Source organism: Lederbergia galactosidilytica (assembly GCF_017873565.1).
GTDB classification, from domain to species: domain Bacteria; phylum Bacillota; class Bacilli; order Bacillales; family Bacillaceae_C; genus Lederbergia; species Lederbergia galactosidilytica.
On the sequence record NZ_JAGGKH010000001.1, the window covers coordinates 95,420 to 111,415 of the forward strand.

16 protein-coding genes are annotated in these 15,996 nt (G+C 39.1%); 9 read left to right on the forward strand and 7 right to left on the reverse strand.

Annotated elements, in window-relative coordinates; all coding sequences use genetic code 11:
- Window positions 1-41: 41 nt before the first annotated feature.
- The 5 genes from gcvH to J2Z23_RS00460 form a co-directional block, all read right to left on the reverse strand.
- Window positions 42-425, reverse strand: coding sequence for a glycine cleavage system protein GcvH (gene gcvH / locus J2Z23_RS00440; RefSeq protein ID WP_057994869.1), 384 nt, complete (start codon window positions 423-425; stop codon window positions 42-44).
- 121 nt (window positions 426-546) lie between these two features.
- A complete protein-coding gene (locus J2Z23_RS00445) occupies window positions 547-906 on the reverse strand; it encodes an arsenate reductase family protein (RefSeq protein WP_057984181.1) in 360 nt (119 codons plus the stop codon).
- A gap of 487 nt (window positions 907-1,393) precedes the next feature.
- Complete coding sequence (locus tag J2Z23_RS00450; RefSeq protein WP_064468601.1) at window positions 1,394-3,178, reverse strand: acyl-CoA dehydrogenase family protein; 1,785 nt, start codon at window positions 3,176-3,178, stop codon at window positions 1,394-1,396.
- 87 nt (window positions 3,179-3,265) lie between these two features.
- A complete protein-coding gene (locus J2Z23_RS00455) occupies window positions 3,266-4,447 on the reverse strand; it encodes an acetyl-CoA C-acetyltransferase (protein WP_064468602.1) in 1,182 nt (393 codons plus the stop codon).
- Between the two features lie 88 nt (window positions 4,448-4,535).
- The gene (locus J2Z23_RS00460; protein ID WP_209972911.1) at window positions 4,536-6,881 is read right to left on the reverse strand and encodes a 3-hydroxyacyl-CoA dehydrogenase/enoyl-CoA hydratase family protein; all 2,346 of its coding nucleotides are present in this window, start codon (window positions 6,879-6,881) and stop codon (window positions 4,536-4,538) included.
- A 390-nt stretch (window positions 6,882-7,271) separates the two neighbouring features.
- Between J2Z23_RS00460 and J2Z23_RS00465 the strand changes: the two genes are divergently transcribed.
- The 5 genes from J2Z23_RS00465 (at window position 7,272) to J2Z23_RS00485 (ending at window position 9,852) form a co-directional block, all read left to right on the forward strand.
- Window positions 7,272-7,541 carry a hypothetical protein gene (locus J2Z23_RS00465; RefSeq protein WP_057984355.1) on the forward strand — a complete coding sequence of 90 codons (270 nt, stop codon included), beginning with the start codon at window positions 7,272-7,274 and terminating at the stop codon, window positions 7,539-7,541.
- Window positions 7,542-7,719: 178 nt separating this feature from the next.
- On the forward strand, window positions 7,720-8,061 hold the full coding sequence (locus J2Z23_RS00470; RefSeq protein WP_209972914.1) for a spore coat protein: 342 nt from the start codon (window positions 7,720-7,722) through the stop codon (window positions 8,059-8,061).
- Window positions 8,062-8,206: 145 nt separating this feature from the next.
- Complete coding sequence (locus tag J2Z23_RS00475; protein ID WP_209973091.1) at window positions 8,207-8,416, forward strand: helix-turn-helix transcriptional regulator; 210 nt, start codon at window positions 8,207-8,209, stop codon at window positions 8,414-8,416.
- Complete coding sequence (locus J2Z23_RS00480; protein WP_209972915.1) at window positions 8,413-8,877, forward strand: hypothetical protein; 465 nt, start codon at window positions 8,413-8,415, stop codon at window positions 8,875-8,877. Before J2Z23_RS00475 ends, J2Z23_RS00480 begins: the two co-directional genes overlap by 4 nt.
- 63 nt (window positions 8,878-8,940) lie before the next feature.
- Window positions 8,941-9,852, forward strand: a complete 912-nt coding sequence (locus J2Z23_RS00485) for a CPBP family intramembrane glutamic endopeptidase (protein ID WP_064468604.1) — start codon at window positions 8,941-8,943, stop codon at window positions 9,850-9,852.
- Window positions 9,853-10,400: 548 nt separating this feature from the next.
- Here the strand turns inward: J2Z23_RS00485 and J2Z23_RS00490 are convergent.
- Complete coding sequence (locus J2Z23_RS00490; protein ID WP_057984168.1) at window positions 10,401-11,591, reverse strand: FtsW/RodA/SpoVE family cell cycle protein; 1,191 nt, start codon at window positions 11,589-11,591, stop codon at window positions 10,401-10,403.
- Window positions 11,592-11,984: 393 nt separating this feature from the next.
- Here J2Z23_RS00490 and J2Z23_RS00495 point away from each other — a divergent pair, with 393 nt between their 5' ends.
- Window positions 11,985-12,302, forward strand: coding sequence for a thioredoxin family protein (locus J2Z23_RS00495; RefSeq protein ID WP_057984166.1), 318 nt, complete (start codon window positions 11,985-11,987; stop codon window positions 12,300-12,302).
- 208 nt (window positions 12,303-12,510) lie between these two features.
- Here J2Z23_RS00495 and J2Z23_RS00500 read toward each other — a convergent pair whose 3' ends face one another.
- Window positions 12,511-12,789 carry a transposase gene (locus J2Z23_RS00500; RefSeq protein WP_476629901.1) on the reverse strand — a complete coding sequence of 93 codons (279 nt, stop codon included), beginning with the start codon at window positions 12,787-12,789 and terminating at the stop codon, window positions 12,511-12,513.
- 265 nt (window positions 12,790-13,054) lie between these two features.
- Between J2Z23_RS00500 and J2Z23_RS00505 the strand changes: the two genes are divergently transcribed.
- The 3 genes from J2Z23_RS00505 to J2Z23_RS00515 all read left to right on the forward strand — a co-directional run bounded on the left by J2Z23_RS00505 (window position 13,055) and on the right by J2Z23_RS00515 (window position 15,948).
- The gene (locus J2Z23_RS00505; RefSeq protein WP_128738640.1) at window positions 13,055-13,198 is read left to right on the forward strand and encodes a lmo0937 family membrane protein; all 144 of its coding nucleotides are present in this window, start codon (window positions 13,055-13,057) and stop codon (window positions 13,196-13,198) included.
- Between the two features lie 760 nt (window positions 13,199-13,958).
- Window positions 13,959-14,951, forward strand: a complete 993-nt coding sequence (locus J2Z23_RS00510) for an ABC transporter ATP-binding protein (RefSeq protein WP_209973093.1) — start codon at window positions 13,959-13,961, stop codon at window positions 14,949-14,951.
- 4 nt (window positions 14,952-14,955) lie between these two features.
- The gene (locus J2Z23_RS00515) at window positions 14,956-15,948 is read left to right on the forward strand and encodes an ABC transporter ATP-binding protein (RefSeq protein ID WP_064468605.1); all 993 of its coding nucleotides are present in this window, start codon (window positions 14,956-14,958) and stop codon (window positions 15,946-15,948) included.
- Window positions 15,949-15,996: the final 48 nt, after the last annotated feature.

Sequence of the window (15,996 nt, forward strand, 5' to 3'; positions counted from 1 at the left end):
TCAATTAAGAAAGGCAAACCCTGCTTTGAAGGGCTGACTTTTTATTCTTCACTCGTCATTTCCGCATATTTTTCTGCGGTCATAAGTTTGTCCATTTCACTTTTATCTGATGGTTCAATGACAATCATCCATGCTTTTTCATACGGTGATTCGTTCACAAATTCAGGATTATCATCTAGCTCCGTGTTGACTTCAAGCACTTTCCCACTGAGCGGTGAATAAAGCTCAGAAACGGTTTTAACCGATTCTACACTTCCAAATGGTTCATTCGCTGTTACCTCGTCTCCTACTTCAGGAAGTTCTACAAATACGATATCACCTAATTCATCTTGAGCAAATTCCGTAATACCGATTCTTACTCGTTCGCCTTCTTCTTTTACCCATTCATGTTCATCTGAATAGCGTAATTCCTTTGGTATATTCATCTCGATCCCTCCAAGTGCTATCGCTAATAATAGTAATGTACAAAAAGACGTTTATGAAATCAAGAAGATCTGTTTGATCAAGCTGATTTCAATCCATCTGTTCTACGAAAAAACCGTTCATTTACTTGGCCCAAGTATTGTTGAATTCCTCTTCTTTAAATCCAACAGTCACAGACTGACCATCTGTTACAATCGGCCTTTTGATTAACATGCCATCACTAGAAAGTATTTTCAGTAATTCATCTTGTGAAGCTGTTCCAACCTTGTCTTTCAACCCAAGCTCCCGATATTTTTTCCCACTTGTATTAAAAAACTTTTTTAATGGTAAACCACTTGTTTGATATAATTGCGCTAATTCATCCTGGGATGGAGTTTGCTCGACAATATGTATTTCTTCATATTCTAATCCATGCTCATCTAGCCATTTTTTAGCATTTCGGCATGTCCCACATTTTGGATACCAATAAAAACGTAAGGCCACTCATATCTCTCCAATCCAAATATAATTGCACTGATTATAACATACAATTGTGATTCATACAGAATGTAAGCTTTTGAGTAATCACTTAGAAGAATGCTTCAAGAATTTAGTCAAAGTCAGACTAAGTAAAGGAGGGGTGGGACAACAGTGTTTTTTCGTAACCTACACATGGAAAATGATAAAACAGGTTCCCGCTTATACTAGGCGGTGAGTGACGGCACTTCGGTTTCATGATGAAGTGTGCTTCCCTTCTTTTTTACTCATAATGTGATGGATAGAAATCTTTTAGCTAGGCTCTACCCCTTTTCCACAAAAAAAACGAACTACTAATTGCATATAATCCTTGCCGTAAGTACATTTCGGTATGATAATACACCGTCCGTCTTTGATGCTTACCATTTAAAAATGTCCCAACTCTTAAAAAAACACCAAGATGAGGATACTCTCCAAACGGATAAGTACACTCATCTTCGTGCTGTTTTCAAAATTATACAATATAACGTTCAGCAGCAATTAAATGATCAGCCGCTTCTCGTTTCTTGGCAATGCTATTAATGGGTGTATGACGAATTAATTTGCGCAAGGCAGAATTCATCATTCGGAAAGTATCCCCTTCCTCAATAGCCGCTAAACTTTCCCTAGCCAATTGCTCGACCTTCGCAATTGCATTTTGGCAAAAGATTTCAGTGTAAAGAAGTTTCTGCTTATTTTTTTCCACACCTGTCTTTGTGATCGCTTTTTCAGTCCGAACGACAACTGATTCCATTGCATAGGCCAATGAAACAACATCTGCCATTTTACTTAAAATCTCCTGCTCTTGCTCCAGTTTAGGACCAAATTTTTGAGCACCTAATCCGGCAATCATTAAAGCAACCTTTTTTGTTCCAGTAACGAAGTATCTTTCCTGCTCCAATGGTTCATCCCCAGGCTCTTCAGGCATTAACATCATTAGTTCCTCCTGTAAGTTTTGGGCCTTTTCCAATAAAGGGAGCTCCCCTTTAAAAGCCATTTTTAAAAATGTTCCTGGAACAAGTAAGCGGTTAATCTCGTTGGTTCCTTCAAATATTCGATTGATCCGCGAATCTCGATAAGCTCTTTCAATCTCGTACTCTTCCATATAGCCATAGCCTCCGTGAATTTGCACCCCTTCATCCACGACATGATCCAATACTTCTGAAGCGAAAAATTTATTTAAGGAACATTCAATCGCATATTCGCGAATCGCTTCTGCCACTTTACTACCGTCCTTCACTTCTTCCTCTGTTAATTGACTCATTTTTTCCTCAAACAAGCCAACCGTTCGATAAACAGAGCTTTCTGCTGCATAAAGTTCCGCACCCAATGTTCCAAATTTCTCTTTTGTTAAGTTAAATTGGGAGATCGGTGTTTGAAATTGTTTTCGTTGATTAGCATATTTTAATGTAATTTCTAGAGCACGCTTAGAGCCACCAACAGCCCCGACCCCAAGCTTATACCGACCAATATTTAAGATATTAAAAGCAATCCGGTGCCCCTTCCCTGCTTCACCTAAAAGATTCTCTACAGGCACCTCGGCATCTTCTAAGATCAATGTTCGTGTAGATGAACTTTTTATCCCCATTTTCTTTTCTTCCGGCCCAGTAGATACACCCGAAAAATCACGTTCAACGATAAAAGCGGAGAAATGCTCTCCATCAATTTTGGCATAGACAATAAAGACATCAGCAAAGGCAGAATTGGTAATCCATTGCTTTTCGCCATTTAAAAGATAATGAGTTCCAGCTTCGTTCAATCTTGCCGTTGTTTTCGCCCCTAACGCGTCTGAACCTGAGCCTGGTTCTGTTAAAGCATAAGCCGCTAATTTCTCACCTGTCGCAAGTGCTGGTAGATAGGCTTGTTTTTGCTCTTCATTACCAAACAAAACGATCGGTAATGAGCCAATCCCAACATGGGCACCATGTGAAATCGAAAATCCACCAGCTTGTGACATCGCTTCGGCAATTAAAGAAGAACTGATTTTATCTAATCCTAAGCCACCATAATCCTCAGGAACATCAGCTCCTAAAAGGCCGAGTTCCCCTGCTTTTTTTAGCAATTGAACTGAACGATCAAACTCATGTTTCTCTAAATATTCGACTTGTGGCAAAACCTCTTTCTTAACAAAATCATCGCTTGTTTTATAAATCATTTTATGTTCATCTGTATAATCTTCTGGAGTAAATAATTGTTCAGGAGTCAGTTCTTCGATTAGAAAGGCTCCGCCTTTCACGATTTTTTCAACTTTATTTCCCATGCCATTTCCTCCTTAGATAAGTAAAACTTTTTATCAGCTATTCTCAGCCGGTGTGCCAATTTGCTTTTCTAGGTTTCTCACTATTCGTTAATTGGGGATTAGTTCAAACACGCCTGCTGCACCCATCCCTCCGCCAATGCACATTGTTACGACGCCAAATTGAACATTACGTCGTTTCATTTCATGGATAAGCGATAAAGTTAATTTTGCTCCTGTACACCCCAGTGGATGCCCGAGAGCAATCGCACCACCATTCACGTTGACAATTTGTTCATCTATTCCTAAACCACGAATGACCTGGATTGCTTGTGAGGCAAAGGCTTCATTTAATTCAAATAATCCAATATCCGCTAATTCTAGTCCAGCCAGTTTCAACGCTTTTGGAACAGCTTCAATCGGTCCAATCCCCATCACTTCTGGTGGGACCCCCGCCACTGCAAAGGAACGAAATTTAGCGAGCGGTTGTAATTCAAGTGCTTTCGCTTTTTCATAATCCATAACCATCACTGCCGCAGCGCCATCACTCATTTGTGAAGAATTTCCAGCTGTCACCGTTCCTTTGACAGAAAACGCTGGACGGAGGGTCGCTAGCACCTCTAAATTCGTATCTGCTCGAACTCCCTCATCCTCAGTGAATAAAATTGTTTTTTCTTGAAGCTTATAATTTGCATCGACCGTTCGTGAAGTCACTTCAACCGGAATAATTTCTTCCGCAAATTTCCCTTCTTCTATCGCTTTCGCTGCTTTTTGATGACTTTGAACGGCAAAAGCATCCTGCTCCTCTCGAGTAATTCCGTATTGATTTGCGACTTCCTCTGCTGTATGCCCCATGCTCATATAATATTCGGGAGCCGTTTCGGCAATTTTGCGATTTGGTCGTACGACATGCCCCATCATTGGTACTAGACTCATTGATTCAGCCCCACCAGCAATGATCGTGTCAGCATGCCCTAACATAATCCTTTCAGCAGCATAGGCAATAGATTGTAGACCTGATGAACAATAGCGATTAATTGTAATCGCTGGAACTGTTTCAGGTAAACCTGCCAATGCTCCAATATATCTGGCCATATTCATCCCTTGTTCTGCTTCAGGCATCGCACAACCAATAATCAAATCATCAATCTTCCCATCATAATTACCTGCTCGTTTCAATGTTTCTTTTACAACTAAAGCACCGAGATCATCTGGACGCGTAGACATTAGGGTCCCTTTTTTTGCCCTCCCCACCGGAGTTCTGGCCCCGGCAACAATCACAGCCTCTTGCATATTATTCCTCCTCATATCTCAATAAAATGGAGCAAATTCGCCTAGCAAATGCTTTATGGGTTTCGTAAAGTCACTACCTATGAATCTATCAATTTCTTAGTGGCTTTCCCTTCATTAACATATGTTGCATTCGCTGTTGAGACTTTGGCTCTGACACAAGTTGGATGAAAGCTTCCCTTTCAATATTTAATAAATATTGTTCATCCACCATTGTCCCGTACGGAAGATTCCCTCCTGCAATGACATATGCTAGTTTTTTGGCGATTTTCATATCATGTTCTGAAATATATCCAGATAGCCTCATCGCTTCCGCCCCCACTAGTAAGGCTGCATAACCTGTTTCGCCTGTAACAGGTATTTTCTCTGGTTCGGACGGTCGATAGCCTTGTTCATATAAAGCCAACACTCTTTGTTTGGCATCCCATAGCAAATGATCATTATTTACACTAATGCCATCCATTTGTGACAAAAAGTTATTTTCAATTGCTTCTTCCGCTGACGTTGAGACTTTCGCCATCGCGATCGTTTCAAAAACGCGATTTGCGACTGCTTGTAAGTCCACCTCAACTCCCTTAGGAATGTTTCTTAATATTTTCAGGTATAACTCCTTATTGCCACCGCCCCCTGGAATTAGACCGACGCCAGTTTCCACTAGGCCAATATACGTTTCCATCGAGGCCTGAATATGTGCAGCAGGTAGACTCACTTCAGCTCCACCACCAAGTGTCATGCCAAATGGGGCGATAACGACCGGTTTTTCACTATATTTAATCCGCAGCATTGCTTCTTGAAATTTCCGCACAACAAGGTCGACTTCAAACACATCGTCATCTTGAGCCGCCATTAAAATCATCGCAAGATTAGCACCTACACAAAAGTTTTTACCTTGATTACCAATCACGAGACCTTTATAATTTTTCTCCACTTCATCAATGGCAGAATGAATCATTTGAATAATATCGAAGCCAATCGCATTATTGGGAGATTGAAACTCCAACAACAGGACTTCGTCTCCAATATCCATTAAATTAGCGCCGCTGTTTTTCTTCATGATCTTTCCTTGCTGTTTTAGCAAGCGTAAATCAATTTCTTTCGGATTCTTTGCAATGGCTCGATATTCGCCCTGTTTATAAAAGCTACGTTCTCCTTGTTCTTCACGATAAAAAGAGGAATGTCCTGCTGCCAACATTGTTTGAATCCATTGCGGAACAGGGATCTTTTCCTTCTCCATTTTTTTCGCTGCTCTTTCGACCCCAATCGCGTCCCATAATTCAAAGGGACCGCTCTTCCAACCAAACCCCCATTTCATTGCCTGATCGATCGCCACCAAATCATCAGCAATCTCTCCAACCAATTCAGCAGAAATAGCTAGAACAGGCGCGATAATTTTCCAGAGAAATTGTCCTGCAGGGTCATCAGAATAAAGCAAGGCTTTTAAGCGGTTCTCAAGCCCCTTTGCTTGTTTCGCCATTTCTAATCCAGTTGTTCTTAATTTTTTACGTGGCTCATATTGAAATGTTTCCGGATTTAACTCCAAAATCTCTTTCCCTTTTTTCCAATAAAATCCTTTCCCTGCCTTACTCCCAATTAAATCGTGTTTTTGCATTTCCTTCATAAATTCCGGCACGGTAAAGACTTGTTTTTCCGCCCCTTCAACCTGGTCATAAACATTTTGCGCAACATGGATAAATGTATCAAGCCCGACCACATCAAGGGTTCGGAAAGTAGCACTTTTTGGCCGCCCAATCAATGTCCCTGTAATGGAATCTACTTCTCCGATACTTAACCCTGCTGCGCGCATTTCTCGGACAGTTACAAGCAAACCATAGGTGCCAATTCGATTGGCGATAAAATTCGGGGTATCCTTCGCTTCCACGACCCCTTTGCCAAGAATATCCTCCCCGAAGCATTTTATAAAATTCAGGACATCCTGATTTGTATCCCTAGTGGGAATCACTTCAAGCAATTTCAAATAACGCGGAGGGTTAAAAAAATGAGTACCTAAGAAATGCGCACGAAAATCATCAGAACGCCCATCTGTCATTGCTTCAACCGAAATTCCTGATGTATTGGAACTGACAATACTTCCCGTACAGCGATGTTTGTCAACCAAAGCTAATACCTGTTTTTTTACTTCTAGGTTTTCAACAACCACTTCAATAATCCAATCGACTTCCGCTAATTTTTCGAGATCATCTTCCATATTTCCAGGAGTAATGAATGACAATCGTTTCTTATGGGTAAGAGGAGCTGGCTTTTCCTTTAATAATCTCTTCAATGCCGTATTAGCCAGCTGATTACGATCCCCATTCTCCTCTTTAGGCACAATATCTAATAATAAAGTGGGTATCCCCACATTTGCCAAATGAGCTGCAATTCCCGCCCCCATTACACCTGAACCAATGACAGCCGCCTTATTAATTCGGTAGGTCAAAAAACATTCCTCCTTATTTTTGAATGAATGGTCATTCATTATTTAGCCAAAAAAATAAAAAGAATGATGATCTAGTTGATACTATCAATATAGCGAAAATTGTATCCGCTTGCAACAGGAATTTATTATTCTATTTCCGTTAGATCTATTCGACTCTTTATGACTAATTGGGAAAATCTAACACTCCCCTAGTTTAGATCTACAATAGATAGAAAAATTCTTTAATCCCATATATATGCCGATTGCGTAACGCCATAGTACTATTACCCGACTTACAGATTAGATTATAGCTATATTACTTAATTTTAAAACTCTCCTCTATTTAATACATAATTATGCAAATAGCAAGACAAACTATATATGTCAAAATAAAGGAGGCAAAAGATCATGATGCAAAATCAACCAATGAACCAGCAAAACCAGCAACCAATAATGCCCCAGCCACCTCATGTCATTACCACAAAAGATTTTTCCTATATCAATGACATGCTTGCTTGGAATTTGCTTGCTATGAAAAAAGCTCATCATGCGGCATCCCATTGCCAGGATCAGAAAATCAAAAATAAGTTAGAAGCTTGTGGGCAGATGCATCAACGTCATTATATGAAAATTTTAAGCCACTTAGAAGAAAAACAACAAAATAATTCTATTACCCAATAGAAAGGCCAAGCACGCGTTTAACGACGCATAAACTTTCAAGTGCGATGAATCCAAAAGGTGAATCGCTGTTAACTTATCGGAAAGAAGCACCGAAAATTTGGTGGGCACTGAGGCTAGATCCAACACTAGCTAACCTTTGTAATTTTTTAGCTTTTAAAAACAGAAAGGAGTTTCCTTCATGCAAAATCAAAATATGCAGCAAATCAAAAATCCAAGTACTGAAGTTCCTAAAACACCGCAAATGAATGAACGTGATTTTTTAAATGATATTTTAAGTCAAGAAAAATATATGACAAATGCTTATTCGGTTGCTTTAAATGAGGCTAGTCACCAACATCTTTATGGAGATTTATTAGAAATTTTTAATGAAACACAAAATATGCAACATGACTTGTTTAATTTAATGTTTGAAAAAGGTTGGTATAAATTAGAAGCTGAACAAGCACAAAAAATCCAGCAATCCTTTCAGCAACATCAAGGATACACAAATCAATTTCCTTACCAAGGGAATATTCAATAACAGCTTATAATAGGACAGACTTAATAAAAGGTCTGTTCTTTTTTTGCCCAAAATGTTAACTAGACTTTACATATAGTGAAATTTACTTTACAATAACAATAATGATGTTAAGTTTATTTAACATAAGGAGGAACAGTTTGTGTCCATGGAAAATCGTGTAAAGGAGTTGCGTGCCAGATTCAACTACTCGCAAACAGACCTAGCCAAACGTGTAGGAGTAACACGCCAAACCATCGCGGCCATTGAAAAGGGTGATTATGCGCCTTCATTACTATTAGGTTTATCAATTTGTAAAGTTTTTAATTTGCCAATGGAAGAAGTCTTCTGGCTAAAAGAAAAGGAGGAATCTAAATGAGGTCATCCACTTTATCGATGTTTTTAAGCTTACTTATGCTATTTTTTGCTGGATGGGTGCTCGCAGTGTTGTATGATGCTTATGCTCAGTTTGCCAAAATTATAAACGAGGATATCGCACCACCTTGGGAAGTGTCTGTATCTGTTTGGCCATTTTTATTATTCTTACTCTATAGTCTCGCATTATTCTTCTTTTATCGCTATAAAAAGAATAAAAAAGAGAAAATTTCTTTATGGTTCCCTTTGCAGTTTTCAGAAGAAGATGAGCGTGAACAAGCTATCTCAGGTATAGCTTGTCGAAAAGCTTTTATTTCCACCTGGATTTCTGCACCAATTGCTGCTTCTGCTCTCGTATTCTATCCATTATTCGAAGAACAGTTTCGCTATTACCCGATCTTGATTGTACTGCTAATCCCTACGATTCAAATACTGACCTACTTTTTTCATATTCGAAAAATTTAAGGTAGTACTTAGTAAACTAGTCATATATTAAATGAAACTGAATGATAAAAGGTGGTTATCCATTTGTTTAAAAATCAAAACGAGCAAATCCGCTCAGGCTGGATTATCCTTATCGGACTTATCGCGATGTATATTTTTCAAAGTATTTTTTCCATTCCTGGGATTATTCTATTGGCGGTAACGGAACTTACCAATCAGTCCGCTACGATTACGGTCGATATTATGACAGCGTATGAGAATCGGCCATGGATCTTGTTACTCACCCAAGGTGGCGGAACAATCGGAGGCATCATTGCCACACTATTATTATGGAAATTTCTGAATCGGCAACCGATAAAAGAGCTAGGATTTAAAGGGTCATGGAAAGACTTTATTTTTGGCCTTTTCCTTGGAGCCATTTCTATTACACTAATTTTCTTTCTATTAATGGCAACAGGTGATATAAAACTTTTGAATTTAATATCACAGCCAGACTTTAATTCTTTTACAATGAGTTTTCTTATCATGTTTATCCTAGTTGGATTTTTTGAAGAAATGTTCTTTCGAGGATACGTCATTAAGACGATGGCCTCACGTCAAAATAAAAAATGGGTCATCTATCTTGTCTCAGCTGTTGTCTTTAGTATTGCCCATGGGGCCAATCCTAATGTAAGTATCATTGGTTTACTCAATATTGTCGTTGTCGGTCTATTATTTGCCTATATGTATGAACGTACCAATAGTTTATGGTTGCCGATCGGGTACCATATCACATGGAATTATTTCCAGGGAAGTGTTTTTGGCTTTGCGGTTAGCGGTATTTCCCCTCATGGTATCTACCAAATCGATGTTACAGATGGGAACCCACTCTTAACAGGTGGTGCCTTTGGGCTTGAAGGCGGACTGCTTGCCACAATCTTTATTCTTGTAGGTTTTGTCATTACTTGGTTATATACAAAAAACCGCCACATAGAAACGAAGAAACATAGACTATAGAAAAAAGCTGTCTAATAAGTCCTTGCAGACTTACTAGACAGCTTTTTTAGGCTAGCTAAACTTTCGGTGTCTGCTTGCGTAAGTCAACATCGATTCACCCTTCGGTGTCTAGCTATAGGCGGTAGGGGCTCGTGGTCAAATAACCTGGAATTCCGGAAGGGAAAGAACACCCTTCCAGGATTCCAGAACATTTGCTTGTCGCCCCTAAGCAACCGCCTTCCGCTTTTCTCTGTCTAGCTATAGGCGGTAGGGGCTCGTGGTCAAATAACCTGGAATTCCGGAAGGGAAGAACACCCTTCCAGGATTCCAGAACAGTTGCTTGTCGCCCCTAAGCAACCGCCCTTCGCTTTTCGTAGTTCATCGTGTTTCCTTTGTCTCAGGCCAACAGGATGTTGGTCAGAACGGCGTTGCGACGTACAGGACGTACTAGTGCAGGCGAAACGACAGGACGTCGTGCTTTGAGTCTGCCGCCAGGACGGCGCGCCTTTAGCCGTTCAACCTTATTATCCAAGTTTGTACGTCGCTAAACGGGCGCTTGCGCTTTTCCATTATTCTTCATCAGATGCAAACATATATCGCTTATAATGGTACCGTACAGACAGCACAATCCCAATTACCATCATATTCGCCAATAACCCACTTCCTCCATAACTAATAAATGGAAGCGGAATTCCGGTGATCGGCATTAAGCCAATTGTCATGCCAATATTTTGGAATACGTGAAAAGCGATCATGGCTACAACACCCGCACAAATATACGAGTAAAATGGATTTTTTGTATCTAATCCCGTTTTGGTAATTTGGTAAATTAACAAGAAAAAGAGACTAATCACGATACTTGCCCCAACAAAGCCGAATTCTTCTCCAATCGTAGTAAAAATAAAATCAGAATGACTTTCAGGCATGTACACTTCCCCGTTATAAAACCCTTTTCCGACCGTCATTCCAGAACCAATCGACTGTAAAGCATTCACAAGCTGATATCCTTCATCTGTGCGAAAATTCCACGGGTCTAACCAAGAATATATGCGCTTATATTGGTGTGGCTCCAATATCCCTTGTAAAAGTTCATGATAATAAACCGCAATATACAAGAGGGCACTTCCAATTACCCCAGAAACGGCGAACAACGGAACTAAAATCTTCCAAGAGATCCCCGACACTAAAATTACCGCCAATAAAATCGCAATAAACACAAGCGCTGTTCCTAAGTCAGGTTGTTTCAGAATTAATAAGGCTGGAACACCTGTCACCGCGCCCAACTTGATTAATAGCCAGAAATCGGACTTAAGCGTTTTGTGGACAAATTTCACATGATGACCAGATGTTACTTTGGCCAATACCATAATTAAAAAGATTTTCATAAATTCAGCAGGTTGAATTAAACCAGCACCCGGGATCTGATACCAGCTACGTGCACCGTTTCTTTCCGGAGCTAAAAAGAACTCCTTTGATAACCCTAAGGCATCAATGGCCAAAAGACCAAATAAGGAAAATGCGCAGATCCCATAAGCATACCAAGAGATTTTCTTCATCTGATCGGAGTCTAATCTCATCACAATATAAGCCGCGACAGATCCTAACACATACCATTGAATTTGTTTAGGCACGAAATTCACTTTATACTGCCCTGTTTTTTGTGCACTATAAATGGCAATTAGACTAACTAACGCCATAAGCATTAATGTTAAAATAATACCGTAATCTATTTTAGGAATCACTTTTTTTGATGATGTCATAATCTCTTCCTCTTTTTTCTAGTTCAGAACTCCATCTTATCATTATACTGAAAAACAAGCGATTAAAAAAGGAACAAATTTTGGACTTTTTGTTTCTGAGTCGAGATATTTGAATTATAAGGGCCACCATACGTACAATATAGAAAAGCAGAAGCGCCTGTTTAGCGACAAACTGGAGGTTAAATGATAACGGCTAATTTGCGACATCCTATCGCTTCGTCTGCACTAGTACATCTTTGTACGTAGCACTGTTCAGACCAACATTTTGTACACCATGAGCTTGGAAAGCGGATGAATATTGACTTCGCACTCAGAAACCGAAAGTTTGCTAGTCGCTAGGCACTGAAGCTAGATATATATTTCTTATCTTTTAGAAAATTGGAGGTTATCTGAATGGAAAATATACAAAGTCAGGAAAAGTTTGAACTAGTTATTTCAAGTGAAAAACCCGTTATTGTTAAATTTGAAGCTGGCTGGTGTCCAGATTGCAAACGACTGGATATGTTTATTGGCGATATCATCGAAGAAAACCAGCAATTCACTTGGTATCAAATCGATCGTGATCAATTCCCAGAGCTAGCAGATCAATATCAGGTAATGGGAATTCCGAGTCTATTGATTTTCCAAAATGGTGAAAAGCTTGCTCACTTACACAGTGCCAATGCTAAGACACCTGAAGAGGTTACAGCATTCTTAGAAGAAAATAAATAATTTCAGCCTTTCCTACTTTAAAGGAGAAGCTGGGACAAAAGTGTTTTTATTAATAAAAAAACGAACTACTAAAGCCCCTTTTTCGTGGAAAAGGGGCTTTAGAGTGTAGACAAAAGGGTTGGAAATCAAAATGAATTCCAACCCTTTTGCTATTCATACAGGATCATTCTATGAAAAAGAACCATAAATGCTCTCCTTATGGTTTCTATTACGCCATGGTTGGCGTAATCCAAGTCCAGCTGGCCAGCTTCTTAAGATGTAAGGCAGCAAAAGTCAGCATCGCCTGCATGGGCATTTTTTTAAGTCCCCTAAGGGTTGTCCATCGCATGCCATGCTTTTCTTTTGCATCGGCAAAGACACGCTCAATCGTCTTTTTACGAACAACCTTCTTCTCAAACTTTCTTTTATTCGCGCTGGCTTTCGCATGGGTCGAATCAATAAAGACATGGTCGGGGCTGAGAAGCCCGCGGAAAGCGTCCGCTCGCAGCGGAAATCAACCTTTCTAGTTTTATCTCTATTTTAAAAGAAAAAAGACGCCAAGGATTTCTATTCATTACATGAGTATATAGATGCGGAGAACATTTCACTCATGAAACCGAAGTGTCTCGCTCACACCGCCTTTTTCTTTTTCCATGCTTAGGTTGTGAGTATTCTCTCATGCTAATTTTTTATTGCCCTTTCCTCCTCCTGTTTGAGTGTGGAAATTTAGGGTAAATTAGGAGAAAGACATAAAAAAGGAAAGGAGCTTCCTTATGCTTTGGACAATCATTGGCCTTCTCGTCATCCTCTGGGTTTTGGGATTGGTCACGAAGGTTGGCGGTGCCCTTATTCACATTTTACTTGTGCTTGCCGTCATTGTATTTGTCATTAATCTATTTAGAGGACGAGCGAGTTAGCTTCATTGCCTAGTTAAGGAAAGTTCCAATCGTGAGTTGGGACTTTCCTTTTTTGTGGAAAGGTGCGAAGCTACGCTAAAAGATTTAGATTTCTATTCATTACTAAGGAGTAATTAGATGGGAAGTCCACTTTATCATGATATCGAAGGCGGCCCGCCTATGTACAAGCGAACCTATCTTATCTTTTCCATGCTTAGGTTGTGGAATTCTCTCATGCTAATTTTTTATATTTATAAAATGATCTTCCTTTTATTTTTTTGAGCAATAATTCGCCAAAAACAGTATATTTGTATAATATTAAAATTAAGAAAAATACAAAATATTACATTTTTGCGTATTCTTTTTTCGTCATTTCTTCCTAAAATTCTTCTAATTTTATCTTTACCACTTTAACGTTGTAACGCTTTTCACCACTCTCGAAAAAAATGTAAACTTTATATATTTGTAACTTTTGTGAAATAAAAAAAGTTATTGTAATACAATCTATTCTATTATAGAATACTTAGTAATAAACTTATGAAAAAGAATATTTTGATATATTTCTTTTTAAAGAGAATGTTCAAAGAATTTGGTAAAAAAGTGGCACTTGCCCGAAGATGATCATAACGACACTCTTTGTCGAACGCCGGAGTTAATGCATTTGCAGATATGCTCCTTTTTACTTTTTTTGAACTAGCATCTAAAGAGACATCCATCTCAAATTGTCTGAATTTATAGATTGGAAAGAAAAAATAATAAAATATTTGAAGGTGTGTATGAAATGAATATGCTCGAAGTGAAAAACCTAAAGACAGGGTTTGATATAGACGGAAAAATCTACAATGCTGTTGATGATGTCTCATTTTCCGTGAAACCTCGACAAATTGTTGGGATTGTCGGTGAATCGGGTTGCGGAAAAAGCGTCATGTCCCTTTCTATCATGAATTTACTTCCGAAAGGCATTGGGCAAATTACAGGTGGAGAGATTATTTTTGATGGAAAAAATATTGAAGGTTTAGCCGACAATCAGATGAATTCGATTAGAGGAAAAGACATCAGTATGATTTTCCAAGAACCAATGACATCCTTGAATCCAGTGTTCACCATTGGATTTCAAATAGAAGAAATATTATTAAATCACCAAAAAGTAACGAAAAGCGAAGCACGGACAAAGGCAATTGAGTTATTAAAAAAGGTTGGGATTCCGAGAGCTGAGACGGTTGTTGATGAATTCCCACACCAGCTTTCAGGTGGAATGCGGCAAAGGGTAATGATTGCCATCGCCATCGCCTGTCAACCGAAGCTTTTGATTGCAGACGAACCAACGACAGCTCTTGATGTTACAGTACAAGCCCAAATTCTTGATTTGCTAAGTGGCATTCAAGAAGAAAATGATATGTCGATTATTTTAATTACACATGACCTAGGTGTTGTCGCGGAAATGTGTGATGAAGTAATTGTTATGTATGCAGGTAAAATTGTTGAGCGGACAGATGCTGATCGCCTCTTCTATAACCCTCAGCATCCATATACGAAATTATTAATGGCCGCTATTCCGCGAATCGAAGAGGAAGTTGAAGAGCTTGCGACAATTAAAGGAATCGTCCCTTCCTTAAAAAATATGCCACAGTCGGGCTGCCGTTTTGTTGATAGATGCCCATTTGCAAAACCTGATTGTAAAACGATCTCCCCTCAACTTGCAGAGGTGGAGCAAGGACATGAGGTTTCTTGCTTATTATATGAAAGTAGCTATCCAAAAGAGAGTGTGAGGTAATCATATGAGCCATACATCGAACAAGCAAGATAAGAAAAATCTATTAGAAGTAGAAAATTTAAAAACCTACTACCCTATTAAAGGTGGCTTTTTTAGAAAAACAGTTGGAAATGTCAAAGCAGTAGACAATGTTTCTTTTACAATCCGAAACGGTGAAACACTTGGATTAGTTGGGGAATCAGGTTGCGGAAAATCCACCACAGGTCGTACGATTTTAAGACTTTTAAATCCAACCGATGGCAAGATAATCTTTAACGGTCAGGATATTACGACTTTAGGCGGTAAATCATTAAGAGAAATACGAAAAGATATTCAAATGGTGTTCCAAGATCCATACGCGACATTGAATCCAATGCAAATGATTGGAAATGTTATATCTGAACCGATTATGAACTACACAAATAAATCCCAAAAAGCTCTGAAAAATGAAGTGTTAGAATTATTAAACAAAGTGGGACTACCTGAGGATGCCTATTACAAATACGCCCATGAATTTTCCGGTGGACAAAGGCAGCGGATTGGAATCGCCAGAGCTCTAGCTCTTAGACCAAAATTAATCATTGCCGATGAGCCTGTTTCCGCATTAGACGTATCCGTGCAATCTCAAGTTCTGAATCTTTTGAAAGAACTACAAGAAGAATTCGATTTAACCTTCTTATTTATTGCCCATGATTTAAGTGTCATCAAACATATGAGTGATCGAATTGGGGTCATGTACTTAGGGAATATAATAGAAATTGGTGATAAAGACAGTGTCTATGCTGAGCCACTTCACCCTTACACACAGGCATTAATCTCAGCTATTCCTTCACCCGATCCTCGAAAAAAGAAAGAGCGTATCATTTTACAAGGGGATGTACCAAGTCCGGCGAATCCTCCAAAAGGTTGCCCATTCCATCCGAGATGCCCGAAAGCATTCGCGGAATGTGCCTTAACCAAACCAGCATTAAAGGAGGTGAAGCCAGGGCATCGAGTAGCCTGCCACTTATATAATTAATTATTACTTTACAATTCTATGAAAATAAAAATTAATGGAGGGGAATCT

Bases quoted from the DNA above. Each gene is read 5' to 3' on its own strand.
- J2Z23_RS00490 (WP_057984168.1), bottom strand. From the start codon at position 11,591: ATGACATCATCAAAAAAAGTGATTCCTAAAATAGATTACGGTATTATT.
- gcvH (WP_057994869.1), bottom strand. From the start codon at position 425: ATGAATATACCAAAGGAATTACGCTATTCAGATGAACATGAATGGGTA.
- J2Z23_RS00470 (WP_209972914.1), top strand. From the start codon at position 7,720: ATGCAAAATCAAAATATGCAGCAAATCAAAAATCCAAGTACTGAAGTT.
- J2Z23_RS00455 (WP_064468602.1), bottom strand. From the start codon at position 4,447: ATGCAAGAGGCTGTGATTGTTGCCGGGGCCAGAACTCCGGTGGGGAGG.
- J2Z23_RS00475 (WP_209973091.1), top strand. From the start codon at position 8,207: ATGGAAAATCGTGTAAAGGAGTTGCGTGCCAGATTCAACTACTCGCAA.
- J2Z23_RS00495 (WP_057984166.1), top strand. From the start codon at position 11,985: ATGGAAAATATACAAAGTCAGGAAAAGTTTGAACTAGTTATTTCAAGT.
- J2Z23_RS00515 (WP_064468605.1), top strand. From the start codon at position 14,956: ATGAGCCATACATCGAACAAGCAAGATAAGAAAAATCTATTAGAAGTA.
- J2Z23_RS00505 (WP_128738640.1), top strand. From the start codon at position 13,055: ATGCTTTGGACAATCATTGGCCTTCTCGTCATCCTCTGGGTTTTGGGA.
- J2Z23_RS00465 (WP_057984355.1), top strand. From the start codon at position 7,272: ATGCAAAATCAACCAATGAACCAGCAAAACCAGCAACCAATAATGCCC.
- J2Z23_RS00510 (WP_209973093.1), top strand. From the start codon at position 13,959: ATGAATATGCTCGAAGTGAAAAACCTAAAGACAGGGTTTGATATAGAC.
- J2Z23_RS00450 (WP_064468601.1), bottom strand. From the start codon at position 3,178: ATGGGAAATAAAGTTGAAAAAATCGTGAAAGGCGGAGCCTTTCTAATC.
- J2Z23_RS00480 (WP_209972915.1), top strand. From the start codon at position 8,413: ATGAGGTCATCCACTTTATCGATGTTTTTAAGCTTACTTATGCTATTT.